The sequence below is a fragment of the Pseudomonas sp. P1_F7 genome (assembly GCF_056405655.1).
The window spans coordinates 1-14,651 of the sequence record NZ_JBFUBR010000031.1 but is presented as its reverse complement, the minus strand read 5'-3'; the positions used below and the strand labels follow the sequence as shown (position 1 = coordinate 14,651).

General features: G+C 61.3%; 13 protein-coding genes and 1 rRNA gene. 9 read left to right on the top strand and 5 right to left on the bottom strand.

Annotation, left to right across the window (positions count from 1 at the left end):
• Window positions 1-164: 164 nt before the first annotated feature.
• Window positions 165-2,969 carry an ATP-binding protein gene (locus AC1D1M_RS30510; RefSeq protein ID WP_477778563.1) on the top strand — a complete coding sequence of 935 codons (2,805 nt, stop codon included), beginning with the start codon at window positions 165-167 and terminating at the stop codon, window positions 2,967-2,969.
• Here AC1D1M_RS30510 and AC1D1M_RS30505 read toward each other — a convergent pair.
• A complete protein-coding gene (locus tag AC1D1M_RS30505; protein WP_477778562.1) occupies window positions 2,934-4,418 on the bottom strand; it encodes an ATP-binding protein in 1,485 nt (494 codons plus the stop codon). The two genes, AC1D1M_RS30510 and AC1D1M_RS30505, sit on opposite strands and share 36 nt — an antisense overlap.
• 152 nt (window positions 4,419-4,570) lie before the next feature.
• Window positions 4,571-5,521 (bottom strand): GlxA family transcriptional regulator, encoded by a 951-nt coding sequence (locus AC1D1M_RS30500; RefSeq protein ID WP_477778561.1) that lies wholly within the window; start codon window positions 5,519-5,521, stop codon window positions 4,571-4,573.
• Window positions 5,522-5,850: 329 nt separating this feature from the next.
• On the opposite strand from AC1D1M_RS30500, the gene AC1D1M_RS30495 reads away from it, so the two are divergent.
• Window positions 5,851-6,573 (top strand): pirin family protein, encoded by a 723-nt coding sequence (locus AC1D1M_RS30495; protein WP_477778560.1) that lies wholly within the window; start codon window positions 5,851-5,853, stop codon window positions 6,571-6,573.
• Between the two features lie 118 nt (window positions 6,574-6,691).
• Here AC1D1M_RS30495 and AC1D1M_RS30490 read toward each other — a convergent pair whose 3' ends face one another.
• On the bottom strand, window positions 6,692-7,567 hold the full coding sequence (locus AC1D1M_RS30490) for a LysR family transcriptional regulator (protein WP_477778559.1): 876 nt from the start codon (window positions 7,565-7,567) through the stop codon (window positions 6,692-6,694).
• Window positions 7,568-7,679: 112 nt separating this feature from the next.
• Between AC1D1M_RS30490 and AC1D1M_RS30485 the strand changes: the two genes are divergently transcribed.
• Entirely contained in the window at window positions 7,680-8,906 is a 1,227-nt protein-coding gene (locus AC1D1M_RS30485) for a YbfB/YjiJ family MFS transporter (protein ID WP_477778558.1), read from the top strand.
• A 1-nt stretch (window position 8,907) separates the two neighbouring features.
• The gene (locus tag AC1D1M_RS30480) at window positions 8,908-9,909 is read left to right on the top strand and encodes an NAD(P)H-quinone oxidoreductase (protein WP_477778557.1); all 1,002 of its coding nucleotides are present in this window, start codon (window positions 8,908-8,910) and stop codon (window positions 9,907-9,909) included.
• Window positions 9,910-9,913: 4 nt separating this feature from the next.
• On the opposite strand, the gene AC1D1M_RS30475 is transcribed toward AC1D1M_RS30480, so the two are convergent.
• Window positions 9,914-10,966 (bottom strand): AraC family transcriptional regulator, encoded by a 1,053-nt coding sequence (locus AC1D1M_RS30475; RefSeq protein WP_477778556.1) that lies wholly within the window; start codon window positions 10,964-10,966, stop codon window positions 9,914-9,916.
• Window positions 10,967-11,129: 163 nt separating this feature from the next.
• Between AC1D1M_RS30475 and AC1D1M_RS30470 the strand changes: the two genes are divergently transcribed.
• The 5 genes from AC1D1M_RS30470 (at window position 11,130) to AC1D1M_RS30450 (ending at window position 14,496) form a co-directional block, all read left to right on the top strand.
• On the top strand, window positions 11,130-11,981 hold the full coding sequence (locus tag AC1D1M_RS30470) for a 3-hydroxybutyryl-CoA dehydrogenase (RefSeq protein ID WP_477778555.1): 852 nt from the start codon (window positions 11,130-11,132) through the stop codon (window positions 11,979-11,981).
• The gene (locus AC1D1M_RS30465) at window positions 11,968-12,627 is read left to right on the top strand and encodes a TetR/AcrR family transcriptional regulator (protein ID WP_477778554.1); all 660 of its coding nucleotides are present in this window, start codon (window positions 11,968-11,970) and stop codon (window positions 12,625-12,627) included. Before AC1D1M_RS30470 ends, AC1D1M_RS30465 begins: the two co-directional genes overlap by 14 nt.
• Before the next feature lie 89 nt (window positions 12,628-12,716).
• On the top strand, window positions 12,717-13,130 hold the full coding sequence (locus AC1D1M_RS30460) for a VOC family protein (RefSeq protein WP_477778553.1): 414 nt from the start codon (window positions 12,717-12,719) through the stop codon (window positions 13,128-13,130).
• A 138-nt stretch (window positions 13,131-13,268) separates the two neighbouring features.
• On the top strand, window positions 13,269-13,697 hold the full coding sequence (locus tag AC1D1M_RS30455; RefSeq protein ID WP_477778552.1) for a hypothetical protein: 429 nt from the start codon (window positions 13,269-13,271) through the stop codon (window positions 13,695-13,697).
• Window positions 13,698-13,743: 46 nt separating this feature from the next.
• Window positions 13,744-14,496: a bestrophin-like domain gene (locus tag AC1D1M_RS30450; protein WP_477778576.1), complete on the top strand. Its 753-nt coding sequence runs from the start codon at window positions 13,744-13,746 to the stop codon at window positions 14,494-14,496.
• Between the two features lie 65 nt (window positions 14,497-14,561).
• On the opposite strand, the gene rrf is transcribed toward AC1D1M_RS30450, so the two are convergent.
• Window positions 14,562-14,651, bottom strand: a 5S ribosomal RNA gene (gene rrf, locus AC1D1M_RS30445); the annotation flags it as partial.

Below are 14,651 nucleotides of genomic sequence, written 5' to 3'. Positions count from 1 at the left end.
TCCATCTGTCGCGCCCAATGTTTTCGGGACCGACAGCCACTGGCCGATACGCTAGAGTCAATGCCTGCCCCACCAGCCACCCGGGCGGCGCATTGCGCTGAGTAAAAAACCTGAGGAATATGCTCGGAAACCGCGAACCAGACGGATGCAGCAGGAGCGACCCGTTGACCCTTTCCCTCGAACAGGCTGTGCATTTCGGCCCCTACCGGGTCTACCCCGGACAACGCCTGGTGATGGAGGCCGACCAGCCCTTGCGCCTGAGCCGGCGCGCCATGGATATCCTGTTGATCCTGCTGGAACACGCCGGCAACGTGGTCAGCAAGCAACAATTGATCGCCCGGGTCTGGCCCAACAGCGTGGTCGAAGACATCAACCTGCGGGTGCACATGGCCGCGTTGCGCAAGGCGCTCGGTGACGGTCAGGCCGGCCAGCGCTACATCGTCACCGTGGCCCAGCGCGGGTACAGCTTCGTCGCACCGCACTCACTGGAACAGGCCGGGCAACCGCCGGCGCCCGCCGCCTCCGCGCCGAGCCGGCATAACCTGCCGGTACGCCGCACGCGCATGATCGGTCGACAGACCCTGGTCGACAACCTGATGGAGCAACTGCCCCTCCAGCGCTTCATCACCCTCATCGGCCCCGGCGGCATCGGCAAGACCACCGTGGCCCTGCGGGTCGCCGAACAAATGATCGGTCGTTACCGGGACGGCATTCGTCTGCTGGACCTGGCCCCGATCAACTGCCCGCTGATGATCAACGGTCATCTGGCGACGTTGCTCGAACTGGCCCTGCACGACGACGCCCCCCTGAGCGGGCTTGCGGACTCTCTGCGCGACCGGCACATGCTGCTGGTCATCGACAACTGCGAACACCTGGTCGACGCCATTGCCCTGCTCTGCGAAAACATTCTGCGCAGTGCGCCTCACGTGCACATCCTCGCCACCAGCCGCGAGAGCCTGCGGGCCGAAGGGGAATTCGTCCAGCGCCTGGAGTCACTCGACTGCCCGCCGCCCATCGCCGTCCTCGACCGCGCCCAGGCCATGACCTTTTCCGCCCTGCAACTGTTTGTCGAGCGGGCCATGGCCAGTCACGACAGCTTTGAACTGACTGATGATGAACTGCCGCTGCTGATAGACATTTGCCATCGACTGGACGGCATTCCGCTGGCTATCGAACTGGCGGCGGCGCAGGTGGGCGCCTTTGGCCTGCAAGGCTTGCTGGAGCAGTTGCAAAGCAGTTTCCGGGTGCTGACCCAGCCCTGCCAGACGCCCCTGGCCCGCCATCAGACCCTGCGCGCAACGTTGGACTGGAGCTTCGAACTGCTCAACCCCTGCGAAAAGACCTGCCTGAGCCGCCTGAGTGTGTTTCGCGGTGGCTTCACCCTGGAGTCGGCAGCAGCGGTGATTGTCGGTGAACACATCGAACCCCGCGAGGTGTTCGGTTCAATCACGCAATTGGTCGCCAAATCGTTGTTGAACGTGGAAGTGGGCGACGAAGACGTGTACTACCGTTTGCTCGATACCACCCGCCACTACGCCCTGGAAAAGCTCGCGCAAACCACCGACCTGCCCGGCACGCGGGAACGGCATGCCGAGCGCTGCCTGGCGCTGATGCAACAGGCGCAAAGCGACTGGGAGAATACCCCGACCAGCCTGTGGCTCGAACGCTATGGCCGGGCCCTGGAGGATATCCGCGCGGCTCTCGACTGGGGTTTGCACGCGCAAGGGCCACGGGCACTGGCAATACGCCTGACCGCGCTTTCCACACCGTTGTGGCAGGAACTGTCATTGTTCAAGGAACATGGCGGTTATGTGCGCAAGGCGCTGGCCTTGCTCGATAAGTCCCCCGAACCTTGCCCGCGCTTGAAGATGGCCCTCAAGCTGGCCCTGGGCAGCACCTGTTACCACGCTCAGGGAGGCACCGCCGAAACCGTTGGAGCCTTTGTCAGCGCCAGAGCCCTGGCCCGGCAACTCAACGATGTGACCGGTCAGCTGCGGGCTATTTCCGGGCACCTGGCAGTCAATCTCAGCTGTGGTCATTACCAGATGGCCCTGGAGCAGAGCCGGCAATTCGATCAGCTTGGGCTGCATGACGACGCCCTGACGTCCCTGAGCATGCATCGATTGCGGGTGCTGGCCCTGCACTTCTCCGGTGACCAGCATCAGGCTCGGGAGCATGCCGAACAAGTGCTGCAATGCATGGCCCACAGCGGTCATCTCAACCGTTTCACCCATGGTTTCGGCGTGCATTACGACCAGAGCGTCGCGGCGCTGACCCTGCACGCGCGCATCCTCTGGCTGCAAGGCCAACCGGAACAGGCCTGGCGTACAGCCCGGCAGGCGCTGGACATCGCATTGCAGATCAACCACGGCACGTCGATCTGCTACACCCTGGCGCTGTCCGGCTGCCTGATCGCTTACTACAACGGCGACACCCGCAGCGCCCGCGAACTCCTGCGCCTGCTGCTGGAACAGGCACAGAAACACTCGGCTCTACTGTTCTATAACTGGGCGCAACACTACGCGCAGGTGATCAGCGGCACCGATGTTCGGCCAACCGACCGCCAACGTGTCGGTTTGATCAAAGACATCATGGTCACGCTGGATTCGACCTGTGTCGATGATGCCTTGCTCGAACGCGCGCAAAACGGTGCGTCGGGCTGGAGCACGGCAGAGATTCTGCGGGCCATGGCCAAGACGTTGCTGGCAACAGATTGTCCGGTCAAGGCCGTGACGGCCGAAACGGTGCTGCTCAAGGCACTCAACGTGGCAAAGGCCCAGGGCGCCCTGGCCTGGGAGCTGCGCAGCGCCACCTCACTGGCGCAACTGTGGCAGCATCAGGGCCGCCACCAACAGGCGCATCAATTGCTGGCACCGATCTACCAGCGCTTCACCGAAGGTTTTGCCACGCCAGACCTGATGACAGTCCGCCGGCTACTCGACGAGTTGCAATGCCACCTGCCGGCCTGAAGTCCAGCGTGTCTGACTGATGTAGCCGGCATAACGCATTTCAAGTGCGCGCAAATTACCGCTGAGTTCGAGTTTCTCCAGCGCGTAGATGCGGGTGGTGTTGAGGAAGCGGTAACGGGTCACTCCACCCCCCTGCTCCTGGGACAGCAGTGATTTGAATGCCAGGCTTTCCAGCACCTTGATCAGGTCGGCGGCGGGCAGCCTGTCACCGCTGATCACGCCAATAGCTGCGTCCTGGGTAAACGCCATTTTGAATACCGCCAGGCGCTGCAACACGGTTTGTTCCACTGCAGTCAACCGTTCATAGCTCCAGTCCAGCGCGGCTTTGAGGGTCTGATGTCGGGGAACGGCCGTGCGGCGGCCCTGGGACAGCAACTGAAAACAGTTATCGAGTTGCGCTTGCAACCCCACCAGCGCCAACGCATCGATTTGCGCCGCCGCCAGTTCAATCGCCAGCGGCAGGCCGTCGAGGCGTCGGCAGATTTCCCGTACGGTCCTGAGGTCTTGTTCGCGCAGGGTGAACCCGTGCTGACGAGCCCGGGCACGGCTGACGAACAATTGCACCGCCGAATAGCCCATGACCTCGGCGACACTGCGCAGCGCTGATGCCGACGGCACCGCCAGCGGTGGCAGATGCAATACGGTTTCGCCCGCCGCCTTGAGCGGCTCGCGGCTGGTGGCGAGGATCGACAGTCGGGGCATCGACTGCAGCAGTGTCTCGATCAAGGTCTGGCAGCGTTCGAGCAGGTGCTCGCAGTTGTCCAGGACCAACAAGGCATGCCGTTGCGACAGCGCCTCCAGCGTGGTGCCGACCTTCAGTTCAAGGGTTCGCGTGAGGTAATCGGTCACTTGCGCCGGGTCATCGATCGCCGCCAGGTCCACCAGCCACACGCCGTGCCGATAGTGCTGCAACAACAGTTCGGCCACGCGCAGGGCCACGGTGGTCTTGCCGATCCCGCAAGGCCCGACCAGGGTCATGAATCGCCGTACCGGCAACTGTCGCACCAGGCTGCCGACAACCGCATCGCGCCCGGTGATCGACGTGAGCCGAGCCGGCAAATTGTGCAGGGGCTTTTGTACGGTCTCGCTCGGGAACGATACGGGCTCTGGCGAGTGCAGCACCGGGGCGACAAAACTGTAGCCGCGCTGGGGAATGTTGACGATGTAGCACTGGCCGTTCTGCCCGTCGCCCAAGGCACGACGCAAGGCGGCAATGTGCACGCGCAGGTTGATCTCTTCGACCACGGAGCGCGGCCAGACCTGCGCAATCAACTCCTCCTTGCTGACCACCGAGCCCGCATGCTCGACCAGCACCTGCAACACATCAAGGGCACGGCCGCCCAGGGGCAGCGGTCGATCACCCTCCAGCACCAGTCGCTGACTGAGGTGGAAAGCGTAGGGCCCGAATTGCAGCACCGCTTCGCTGTTTATATCTCTGAGGCTGTTCATGGGCTGTCACCCGCTGGAAATCTGGCTTCCATCCAGGCTCCGCAGCTTCCTTGCAATGAGTTCAGCGATATCTTGGCAGGCCTCGGTGACGGTACAACTGCCACAGGGGGAGCGTCACGGCCATTGCGGTGCGCATAACGGACATGCGCGCGCTAGCTGAACTGCTCGCGGTATTGAGTCGGGGTCAGGCCAAGTTTTTCACTGAACAAAAAACGCATGTGCCGCACGCTGCCGAAGCCACTTTTGAACGCCACGGTCTTGAGCGGCAACTCGGTGGTTTCCAGCAGGTTCCTGGCACAATCGATGCGTGCACTTTGCAGAAACTCCATCGGCGTCATGTTCACTTCCCGGGCGAACACCCTGGCGAAATGCCGCGGGCTCATGTTGGCCAGACCGGCCATGCACTCGATACTGTAAGTTTCATCGAGATGTTCAAGCACATGGTTCTGCACGCGGGTAATCGCCGTTTCGTGGGGGGCCACCGCTGCCATCAACGGGCTGAACTGTGCCTGTCCGCCCTGGCGCTTCATGACCACCAGCAACACCTTGGCCACGTCCTGGGCCACTTTCTTGCCGTGGTCCCGCGCCACCACCGACAACGCCAGGTCGATCCCGGCTGTCACGCCTCCCGAGGTAATCAGGTTGCGGTCCTGAACAAAGATCTGATCGGTCTCGACAGTCGCCTTCGGAAAGCCCTTGATCAGCCGCTCGGTGTAGTGCCAATGGGTGGTGACGCGATAGCCGTCGAGCAAACCCGCATGCCCCAACACGAACGCCCCGGTGCAGATCGAGCCATAACCGGCGGACCGGCTGACGTTGTGCCTGAGCCAGTCGAGCAACCGCGGATGCTTTTCGTTGTAGGCACCGGGACCACCGGGCACCAGCAGCAAATCAAAACCTTCGCAAGCCTGATCGATGTGCCGGTCGGCGTGCACGCTCACCCCGTTGGACGCCCGCAGTGCGCCAGGCTCGGTGCCGATGGTCGACAGCACATAGTGATCGTCGGGTTTCAGATAACGATTGGCGATGGAAAACACTTCCATGGGCCCGGCCATGTCGAGCAGGAGAAAGTCGGGAAACAGCACCATTGCCACGGTTTTCATGGGTTGGAATTCACTGGGATCAAATAAGGTCGGTCTGTCGAGCACTGGCCCTTTGTGGGAGCGAGCTTGCTCGCGATGGCAGTATCACATTCAACAGATGAGGTGACTGGAAAATTGCTATCGCGAGCAAGCTCGCTCCCACAGGGTTCGGTGCTGTGCATTATGGCCAAGTACGACGCAAAGGTCGGAAAAGAATAGCTGATTCGTACTCGCAAACTGTCAACCTGACAGAGACTGTATTTCAATTTCCACCTACTTATTGCATCAACCAGTAAACATTAACCTTCTCCTCACTCGGACGAATTCACGTCCCCACAGGAGATTTCATCATGCTGACTCTTCGCAAAGCCTCGGATCGTGGCCTGGCCAATCACGGCTGGTTGAAGTCGTTCCATACCTTTTCCTTCGCCAGCTATCGCAACCCGAAAGAGCAGGGTTTTTCCGACCTGTTGGTGATCAACGACGACCGCGTCGCCGCCGGTAAAGGCTTCGGCCAGCACCCGCACCGCGACATGGAGATTTTCTCCTACGTGCTTGAAGGTGCCCTGGAGCACAAGGACACCCTGGGCACCGGTTCGGTGATCCGCCCCGGCGACGTGCAATTGATGAGCGCAGGCAGCGGCGTGGCCCACAGTGAGTTCAACCACTCCAGCACCCGGCCGGTGCACTTTCTGCAAATATGGATCGTGCCCGACGTCAGCGGCGCCAAACCGCGTTATCAGCAAGAGCACTTCAGCACCCAGAAGAAACGCGGGCGCCTGCAACTGATCATCTCGCCGGACGGCGCCAAGGGTTCGCTGAAGGTGCGTCAGGATGCACGGGTGTATGCCGGCCTGATCGACGGCAAGGAAAGCGCCACCCTGGAACTCGCCGCCAACCGCTACGCCTATGTACACGTAGCCCGGGGCAGCGTCGAACTCAACGGAGTGTTGTTGCAGGAAGGCGACGGTGTGCGGGTCCGCGAAGAACAGGCGCTGACCTTGAGCAACGGCGTGGACGCTGAAGTATTGGTCTTCGACCTGCGCCCACAGGAACTGCCGGAAATGCCATAATCCACCCCCTGTGGGAGCGAGCTTGCTCGCGATTGCGGAGTGCCAGACGACATCATTGTTGAATGACATGACGCCATCGCGAGCAAGCTCGCTCCCACAGGATTTGTGCCACCTGGAATTACTCGCCGGTCCCGGCAAACCCCACGACAATCTCATCAATCACCGCCCGGACCCTGGCCGTATGACGCAGGTCCGCGTGGGTCACCAGCCAGATGTCATAGGGCATCGGCCGCGAGCGCTCCGGCCACAACCTGACCAGCCCCTCCTTTTCCCCGATGTACACCGGAATTTCCCCGACCCCGATCCCCGCCGCAATCGAGCGACGCACCAGCAGGCTGGAACTGAGACTTGCGACAATCCGCCCGCGCGCCACCGGTTCCGAGACCAGCGTCATGTCTTTGTTGCCCTGCAAGTACGGCTGATACACCACCAGGTCATGCCCGGCGAACGCCGAGCCCGGTTCCGGCACGCCGTGGGTATCGACATAGGCTTGCGAGGCAAACAACCCCACCGGCCAACGCGCGATGCGCCGGGCGATCAGGTCCGGGTTGTCCGGTCGGGTATTGCGCACGGCGATGTCCGCCTCGCGTTTGGTCAGACTGAGAATCTGCGTGGTGGCATCCAGTTGCACCCGTACATCCGGATGCTGCTGATGCAAACGGGCAATCGCCGGGATCAGGAAATCAATCGCCAGGGAATCGGTGGTACTGACTCGAACCGTGCCGGTCAAGCGATCGTCCAGGCCCTGGATCTGACGCTCCAGCTCCAGGGCCGAATGCTCCATTTTCTCCACGGCCTTGAGTGCCGCTTCGCCAACAGCCGTTAGCGCATAACCTTCGGAAGTTCGCAGGAACAAGGTCGCACTCAATGACTTTTCCAGCGCCGTGATACGCCGGCCAACCGTGGCCTGGTCGACCCCCAACACCCGCGCCGCCCCGCGCAACGTGGATTCACGGCAAACCGCGAGAAATACCCGGGCGTCATCCCAATTCATAACGCGCTCCTGCTGATGCAATTACGCATCAGCATAGCGCGTAATCGCTGCATTAATGCGTCAAAAAACCTCGATATGCTGTAGGCCTGAGTGACCCTACAGGACAATGCACATGCACAGTTCATCGCCTCCCCTTACCCCGGCGCCCGGCGCGATCTGGCTGCCGATCTTCGCTGGCCTCTGCGCCAGCCTGGTCAGCATCGGCCTGGCGCGTTTCGCCTACACGCCGTTAATTCCCTCGCTGATCCAGGCCCACTGGTTTTCCGCCAGCGACGTGGTGTACCTCGGCGCCGCCAATCTGGTGGGTTACCTGATCGGTGCACTGATCGGCCATCCGCTGGCACGCCGGACCTCGAACAAGACCGCCCTGCGCCTGATGATGCTGACGGTGACCCTGGCGTTCTTTGCCTGTGGCTTTCCGTTGTCGGTGAGCTGGTTCTTCAGCTGGCGCCTGCTGTCGGGGATTGCCGGTGGCGCGATCATGGTGTTGGTGGCGGCCACCGTATTGCCCCAGGTTCCGGCGGCCCGCAAAGGCCTGGCCAGCGGCGCGATATTCCTGGGTATCGGCCTGGGTATCGCCGGATCGGGGACGATCGTGCCGCCGCTGCTGAACCTCGGCTTGCAGCAAACCTGGTTCGGCCTGGGCTTGCTGGCCCTGATCCTCACGGCTGCCAGCTGGTTTGGCTGGCCGACAACTGCGCACCCGGCTGCCGCAGCGCTGTCGAATGCATCGTCGCCGTCCCCCACCGACCCGAACGTTTACCTGCTGTTCGCCCAATACGCGCTCATGGCGGCCGGACTGGTACCGGCCATGGTGTTCCTGGTGGATTACGTCGCCCGCGGGCTCAATGCCGGGGCACATGTCGGCGCGCTGATCTGGGTGATGTATGGCCTGGGCGCGATTGTCGGGCCGGTGAGCTACGGCTTTCTGGCCGACCGGCTGGGCGCGAAAACGGGTATCCGCATCGTGCTGGTGCTGCAAGCGCTGGCGGTTGGCCTTTTATCGATCAGCAGTTCGTTCACGGCGCTGGCTTTACTGGCGGTGATCCTCGGCTCGTTCCCGCCAGGCATCGTGCCGCTGGCGTTGGCGCGGGTGCATGAGCTGATCCCCGGGCATCATCAGCAACAGGTTGCCTGGAGTCGCGCCACCGTGTCGTTCGCTACTTTCCAGGCGCTTTCGGGGTTCGCTTACTCGGCGCTGTTCAACGCCAGTGGCGGCCATCATGCCCTGATGTTCGTGATTGCCGCTGGAGCCATTGTTGTAGCGCTGCTGCTGGAACTCGGCAGTCGACTGGTCAGTTGTTCGAGCGAATCTTTAACACTCAATACAGGTATATGAAATGACACGCCCCCAGACCATGACCCTGATCGAAATCACCGAACCCGGTGGCCCTGAAGTCCTGCAACCGCGCCAGGTGCCTGTACCTGTTGCAGAGGCCGGCGAGATTCTGATCCGCGTACACGCCGCCGGGGTCAACCGCCCCGATGCGCTGCAACGGGCCGGCCAGTACCCGATGAAACCCGGCATGAACCCGAACCCGGGACTGGAAGTGGCCGGTGAAGTGGTGGCGATTGGCGCGGGTGTCAGCGAATTTGCGCCAGGCGACAAGGTCTGCGCCCTGACCAATGGCGGCGGGTATGCGCAATATTGCTTGGTCCCGGCCAGTCAGGCCCTGCCGATCCCCGAAGGCATGGACTGGGTGCAGGCGGCGGCCCTCCCGGAAACCTACTTCACAGTGTGGGCCAACCTGTTCGGCCTTGGCGGTGCCCGCCAGGGTCAGCGCGCCTTGATCCACGGCGGAACCAGCGGCATCGGCACCACCGCGTTGATGCTATGCCGCGAACTTGGCATCGAAGCGTTCGCCACCGCCGGCAGCGAAGAAAAATGCGCCGCGATCCGCGAATTGGGCGCCGACGCGATCAACTATCGCGAGCAGGACTTTGTGCAGGTCATCGCGGAAAAAACCGCGGGCCAGGGCGTCAATGTGATTCTCGACATCATGGGCGGCTCGTACCTCAACAACAATGTGGCCGCCCTGGCCATGGAAGGTCGCCTGGTGATGCTCGGTTTCCTCGGTGGCGCCCATGCCAGGGAAGCCGATTTGCTGGCGATCATGGCCAAACGCGCGGTCATCACCGGCTCCCTGTTGCGCTCGCGGACCCGGGAAGAAAAAGCCGCCATCGCCCGACAATTGCACGAGCACGTATGGCCGGTGCTGAGCGCCGGTCGCTGCCTGCCGATGATCGACCGGGTTTACCCGCTCACGGAGGCGGCGCAGGCCCATGCCCGGATGGAAGCGGGCGATCACATCGGCAAGATTGTTCTGCGGGTGGATAGTTGATGGCTCAGGGCTCGCAGGATGCCTGAAGGGTAGCGACTTCTGCGCCCCGCTCCCCCTGATAACGGGCCCGATAGCGCCCGGGGCTTTCCCCGGTCCACTTCTTGAACGCACGATGGAAGGCGCTGGGCTCCTGGAATCCCAACCGCTCGGCGATATCGCTGATGCTCGCGTCGCTCTGACGCAGTTGCTCAAAGGCCACGCCGCGGCGTACTTCGTCCTTGATCTCCTGGTAGGAACAGCCTTCACGCTCCAGTTTGCGGCGGAAGGTGCTGGGGCTCAGGTGCTGTTCCAGGGCAAAGGCCTGCAACGTCGGCCATTCGCTGTAATGACTGCCGCGCAAGCGCTGATGAACCTGGGATGCCAGGCCATGCTGGTTACGGAAGCGGATCACCAGCCATTGCGGCGCGGTACGCAAAAACACTTTCAGCGACGCCAGATCCTGAACTACCGGCAGGCGCAGGTAATGGCTGGCAAATTCGATTTCGGTGCGCTCGGCACCAAAGGTCAGGTTGGGGCCCCAGAGCAGGCGGTCGTCACCCAGCGACAGGCGCGAATGGCGGAAGTCCGCACGGTCAATGGGAATGCGCCGGCCGCCCAGCCAGCACAGCAGGCTGATCATCAACACCAGGAATGTCTCTTCACCAAAGCGGCTGGCATCGTTGTCCGTCGAGCGGGTTTCCAGGCTGATGACCGCACGCTTGCCACGCACGGCCAGCGAGCCGCGAAAGTCGCGCAGGAACAAGCCGAAGTTGGCCAGGCATTGGCGCATGGCCTTGTGCAGATCGGGTTCCTGAATCAAGGCGCGGCAAATCAGGGCGAAACTGCCCGGCGGCATGCCATGGGAGTCGAGCCCGAAAAACTCGTCGTCGAGCTCGCGGATCTGAATCAGCCACAACGCCGCAAACGCGTTGGCCGGCACTCGCGCCGTGGGTTGGTGCATGACCGCCGGATCAATGCCCGCCTGTTCGAGCACGGCCGTCACGCGCTGCGGGTCATCCCTCAGCCCATGGATCATTGCCTGCACGAAATAGGCGGCAACCGAGTCCTTTTCCCGCATTGGTACGCTTCTCTCTCATCACCCGAATGGCAAAAAACATCAGTGCCGTTGAACAGTTTTGGCATAGGACAACCGCCCTGCCGGCTCTAGACTCGCGGCAATAGTACGCCTTCGGCCGCAGTCGCGGCCAAGGTATCGCAGGGTTTGATCGAAGGATGGGAAGATGAATCTGCAAAACATCGGGGTGATCGGTGCGGGCACCATGGGCAACGGCATCGCACAAGTCTGCGCCATGGCCGGTTTCAACGTGACCTTGCTCGACATTTCCGAAAACGCATTGCAAAAAGCCGTCGCAACCGTCGGTAAAAACCTTGACCGGCAGATCGCCAAGGAAACCCTGACGCTGGAGCAGAAACAGGCCACCCTCGACAAAATCCGCACCAGCACCGATTACAGCAGCCTGCAAAACGCGCAACTGGTCATCGAAGCGGCGACGGAAAATCTCGACCTGAAACTGCGTGTGCTGCAACAGATCGCCGCGCAAGTCAGCAGCGAATGCGTCATTGCCTCCAACACCTCGTCGCTGTCGATCACCCAACTCGCCGCCAGTGTCAGCCAGCCTGAGCGCTTCATCGGCCTGCACTTCTTCAACCCGGTGCCGGTGATGGGCCTGATCGAAGTCATCCGCGGCCTGCAAACCAGTGATGCGACCCACCAACTGGCGCTGGACATGGCGACCACCCTCGGCAAAACCGCGATCACCGCCGGTAATCGTCCGGGCTTCGTGGTCAACCGGATCCTGGTGCCGATGATCAACGAAGCGATCCTGGTGTTCCAGGAAGGCCTGGCCAGCGCCGAAGACATCGACGCCGGCATGCGCCTGGGCTGCAATCAGCCTATCGGCCCGTTGGCCCTGGCGGACCTGATTGGTCTGGATACCCTGTTGTCGATCCTCGAAGCCTTCTATGACGGTTTCAACGACAGCAAATATCGCCCGGCGCCGTTGCTCAAGGAAATGGTCGCTGCCGGTTACCTGGGGCGCAAAACGGGGCGCGGCTTCCATGCCTATGCCTGAGCGTTGCTCGCGCTTTGCCGAGTACCGGGACAAGGTCCTGGAGCTGTTTGCCTGCAAAGGGTTCGGCCAGGTCGGCATGCGTGAGCTCGCGACGTGCCTGGGGCTTTCTCCAGGCTCGCTGTATCACCATTACCCGAGCAAACAGCATCTGCTGCTCGACCTGATCGAGGAGTTCTACGAAGAGCTGCTGGCCACCCTGGGGCGCATTCAGCAAAAAGCCCCGGGCAAACGCGACAAACTCAACAGCCTGATCCGCGCCCATCTGAATCTGCATCGGGAGATGCCTTGGCATTTCCGCCTGGTGGAGCGCGACAGCGGTTGCCTGAACGAAGAGCAGCAGGCTCGGGTTCAGCAATTGCGCGAGCAATACGAACGCACACTGCTGAAGATGCTCGGCGCGAAGTCCCGTTTCAGCGAGCAAGGCCTGCTGGCCGCCGGGCATGCCATTGGTGCCCTGCTCAACAGCGCCCCCAGCTGGTTGACGCCCCATGTGCTGGACGAGCAGGAACGTGATGAGCTGCTGGAGAGCATGGTCAGCGGCGCGATCGAACGTGTGCTTGCACCACGGCGTGTGCCGGAGGCGATAAGCCTCGCGCGTCCTATCGAAAAAACATCTAAAGAAACACAAGCACCGACAAAGATTTAGCGCTTTGCTTGTCGGCTCGACACAATCGGAATTCGCCGAAAAAACCGGCGTCCAAACCGATGTATGTACTCGAGCACCTGGAGCCGACCATGAAAATCAATCCCTACCTTATCTTCAACGGCGACTGCAAAGACGCCTTCACGTTCTATGCGCAGTGCCTGCAAGGCCAGATCGAAGCCATGTTGACCTTCGGTGAAACCCCTGCCGGTGAGCACGTCCCCAAAAATCTGCACAACCTGATCATCCATACCCGCCTGGTAGTTGGCGATCAGGTAATCATGGGGTCGGACAGCACACCAGATCGCCCCGTGGATAAAATGAGTGCCTGTTCGATTTCACTCAACGTCGACAGCATTGCCGAGGCCGAGCGAGTCTTCAATGCACTGGCGGGCGGTGGCGTTGTGCAAATGCCACTGGAGACCACGTTCTGGGCGGCGCGCTTTGGCATGTTGGTCGACCGTTTTGGTGTGTCGTGGATGGTCAATTGCGAAAAGGATCAGTAAACGGCCTTTGTCGAACGACAGTATTGAAGGCACAAAAAAGCCCAACCTGAAAAGGTTGGGCGTTCTGGCAACTCCCGGTCTGTCTGCTACCGTCAACTAGCCACATGGATAGCAGCAGACCTGAGGAGGAACCCCACTATGCCGGCCCACGACCTGTCTCGGTCCACCCGTTTTACATTCTTGCTACTGGCAGGTGGACTGATCACCAGCCTGCTGACCCTCAATGGCTGCGCCACTGTCGATGCACAGACCACCGCCTATGTCGGTGTAGAACACCCCGCACCGACATCGCCGGACGAAGTTGTCGTGCTGCGCTCGGAGCCTCCGCGTCCGCATGTGCGTCTGGGTGAAGTGCTGATCGACGCCAGCGTCGACCCTGCCCCGCCGATTACCGAAGTCGAACAGAAGCTGCGGGAAGAATCCGCCAAGCTCGGCGGCGATGCGGTGGTGGTCGTCTATGACCACATTCAGGCGGTGGGCGCCTATGCCAGCGGGCCGCTGTGGGCTCGCGACGTGAGGACCATCGAAGGGCGCAAACTCAAAGGCATCGTGATCAAGTACCAGTAGATATCCCCCCGGAAGACAGCGTCAACGGAGGTTGAATTTGAATGATGTGGTGATCGCCCTCTTCGTCTTCGCCTGCCTGTTCGGCAGCGCACTACTGGGCTCGTACGTGAGGGATCGATTACCGAGCCATCATCTGAGCGACGACTCCGTGACCGTGGTGAAGCTGGCCACCGGGCTCATCGCAACGATGTCGGCGCTGGTCCTCGGCCTGCTCGTTTCCTCAGCCAAAGGTACATTCGATACGGCCAATGCCGAACTGGAGGGGGCAGCGGCAAAAGTGGTTCAATTCGACCGCGTGCTGGCCCGCTACGGCGCCGACACCCAGGGCATCCGCACCGAGCTCAAGCACAACTACGCTGAAGTCACGAAAGTACTTGCCTCCCGCGATCACCGTCAGATTGCAACGCTCGATAGCCCTGAAGTCATCCATCGTTCCGAAGGTCTGCAACGCCAGGTCGAATCACTATCGCCGGGCAACGATGATCAGCGCTCACTCAAGGCCGCGGCATTGCAAGACATGGACACGGTTTTTGCCACCCGCTGGCTTACGCTGCTGCAAGCCAATCAATCGATCCCGCCGGTGATGCTGGTGATCCTGGTGTCGTGGCTGGCGATTATCTTCGGTTCCTTCGGCCTGTTTGCACCACGCAACGGGACCATTGTCGCCGTGTTGTTGATGTGTGCCCTGTCGACGGGGGCAACAATCTTGCTGGTGGAGGAACTCAATCGGCCGCTTGATGGTTTTATCTGTGTGTCGCTGGAACCGTTGGAGCACACGCTGGAGCGGTTGGGGCAGTAGTTTGGATTTCCTGCGGACAAAAACAAAACCCCAACTGCTTTCGCAATTGGGGTTTCGGAATTTAATCTTGACGATGACCTACTCTCACATGGGGAAACCCCACACTACCATCGGCGATGCATCGTTTCACTGCTGAGTTCGGGATGGGATCAGGT

Coding starts and splice junctions, on each gene's coding strand:
- AC1D1M_RS30465 (WP_477778554.1), top strand. CDS start 11,968: ATGCCTATGCCTGAGCGTTGCTCGCGCTTTGCCGAGTACCGGGACAAG.
- AC1D1M_RS30500 (WP_477778561.1), bottom strand. CDS start 5,521: ATGAAAACCGTGGCAATGGTGCTGTTTCCCGACTTTCTCCTGCTCGAC.
- AC1D1M_RS30480 (WP_477778557.1), top strand. CDS start 8,908: ATGACACGCCCCCAGACCATGACCCTGATCGAAATCACCGAACCCGGT.
- AC1D1M_RS30490 (WP_477778559.1), bottom strand. CDS start 7,567: ATGAATTGGGATGACGCCCGGGTATTTCTCGCGGTTTGCCGTGAATCC.
- AC1D1M_RS30495 (WP_477778560.1), top strand. CDS start 5,851: ATGCTGACTCTTCGCAAAGCCTCGGATCGTGGCCTGGCCAATCACGGC.
- AC1D1M_RS30505 (WP_477778562.1), bottom strand. CDS start 4,418: ATGAACAGCCTCAGAGATATAAACAGCGAAGCGGTGCTGCAATTCGGG.
- AC1D1M_RS30485 (WP_477778558.1), top strand. CDS start 7,680: ATGCACAGTTCATCGCCTCCCCTTACCCCGGCGCCCGGCGCGATCTGG.
- AC1D1M_RS30455 (WP_477778552.1), top strand. CDS start 13,269: ATGCCGGCCCACGACCTGTCTCGGTCCACCCGTTTTACATTCTTGCTA.
- AC1D1M_RS30460 (WP_477778553.1), top strand. CDS start 12,717: ATGAAAATCAATCCCTACCTTATCTTCAACGGCGACTGCAAAGACGCC.
- AC1D1M_RS30475 (WP_477778556.1), bottom strand. CDS start 10,966: ATGCGGGAAAAGGACTCGGTTGCCGCCTATTTCGTGCAGGCAATGATC.
- AC1D1M_RS30470 (WP_477778555.1), top strand. CDS start 11,130: ATGAATCTGCAAAACATCGGGGTGATCGGTGCGGGCACCATGGGCAAC.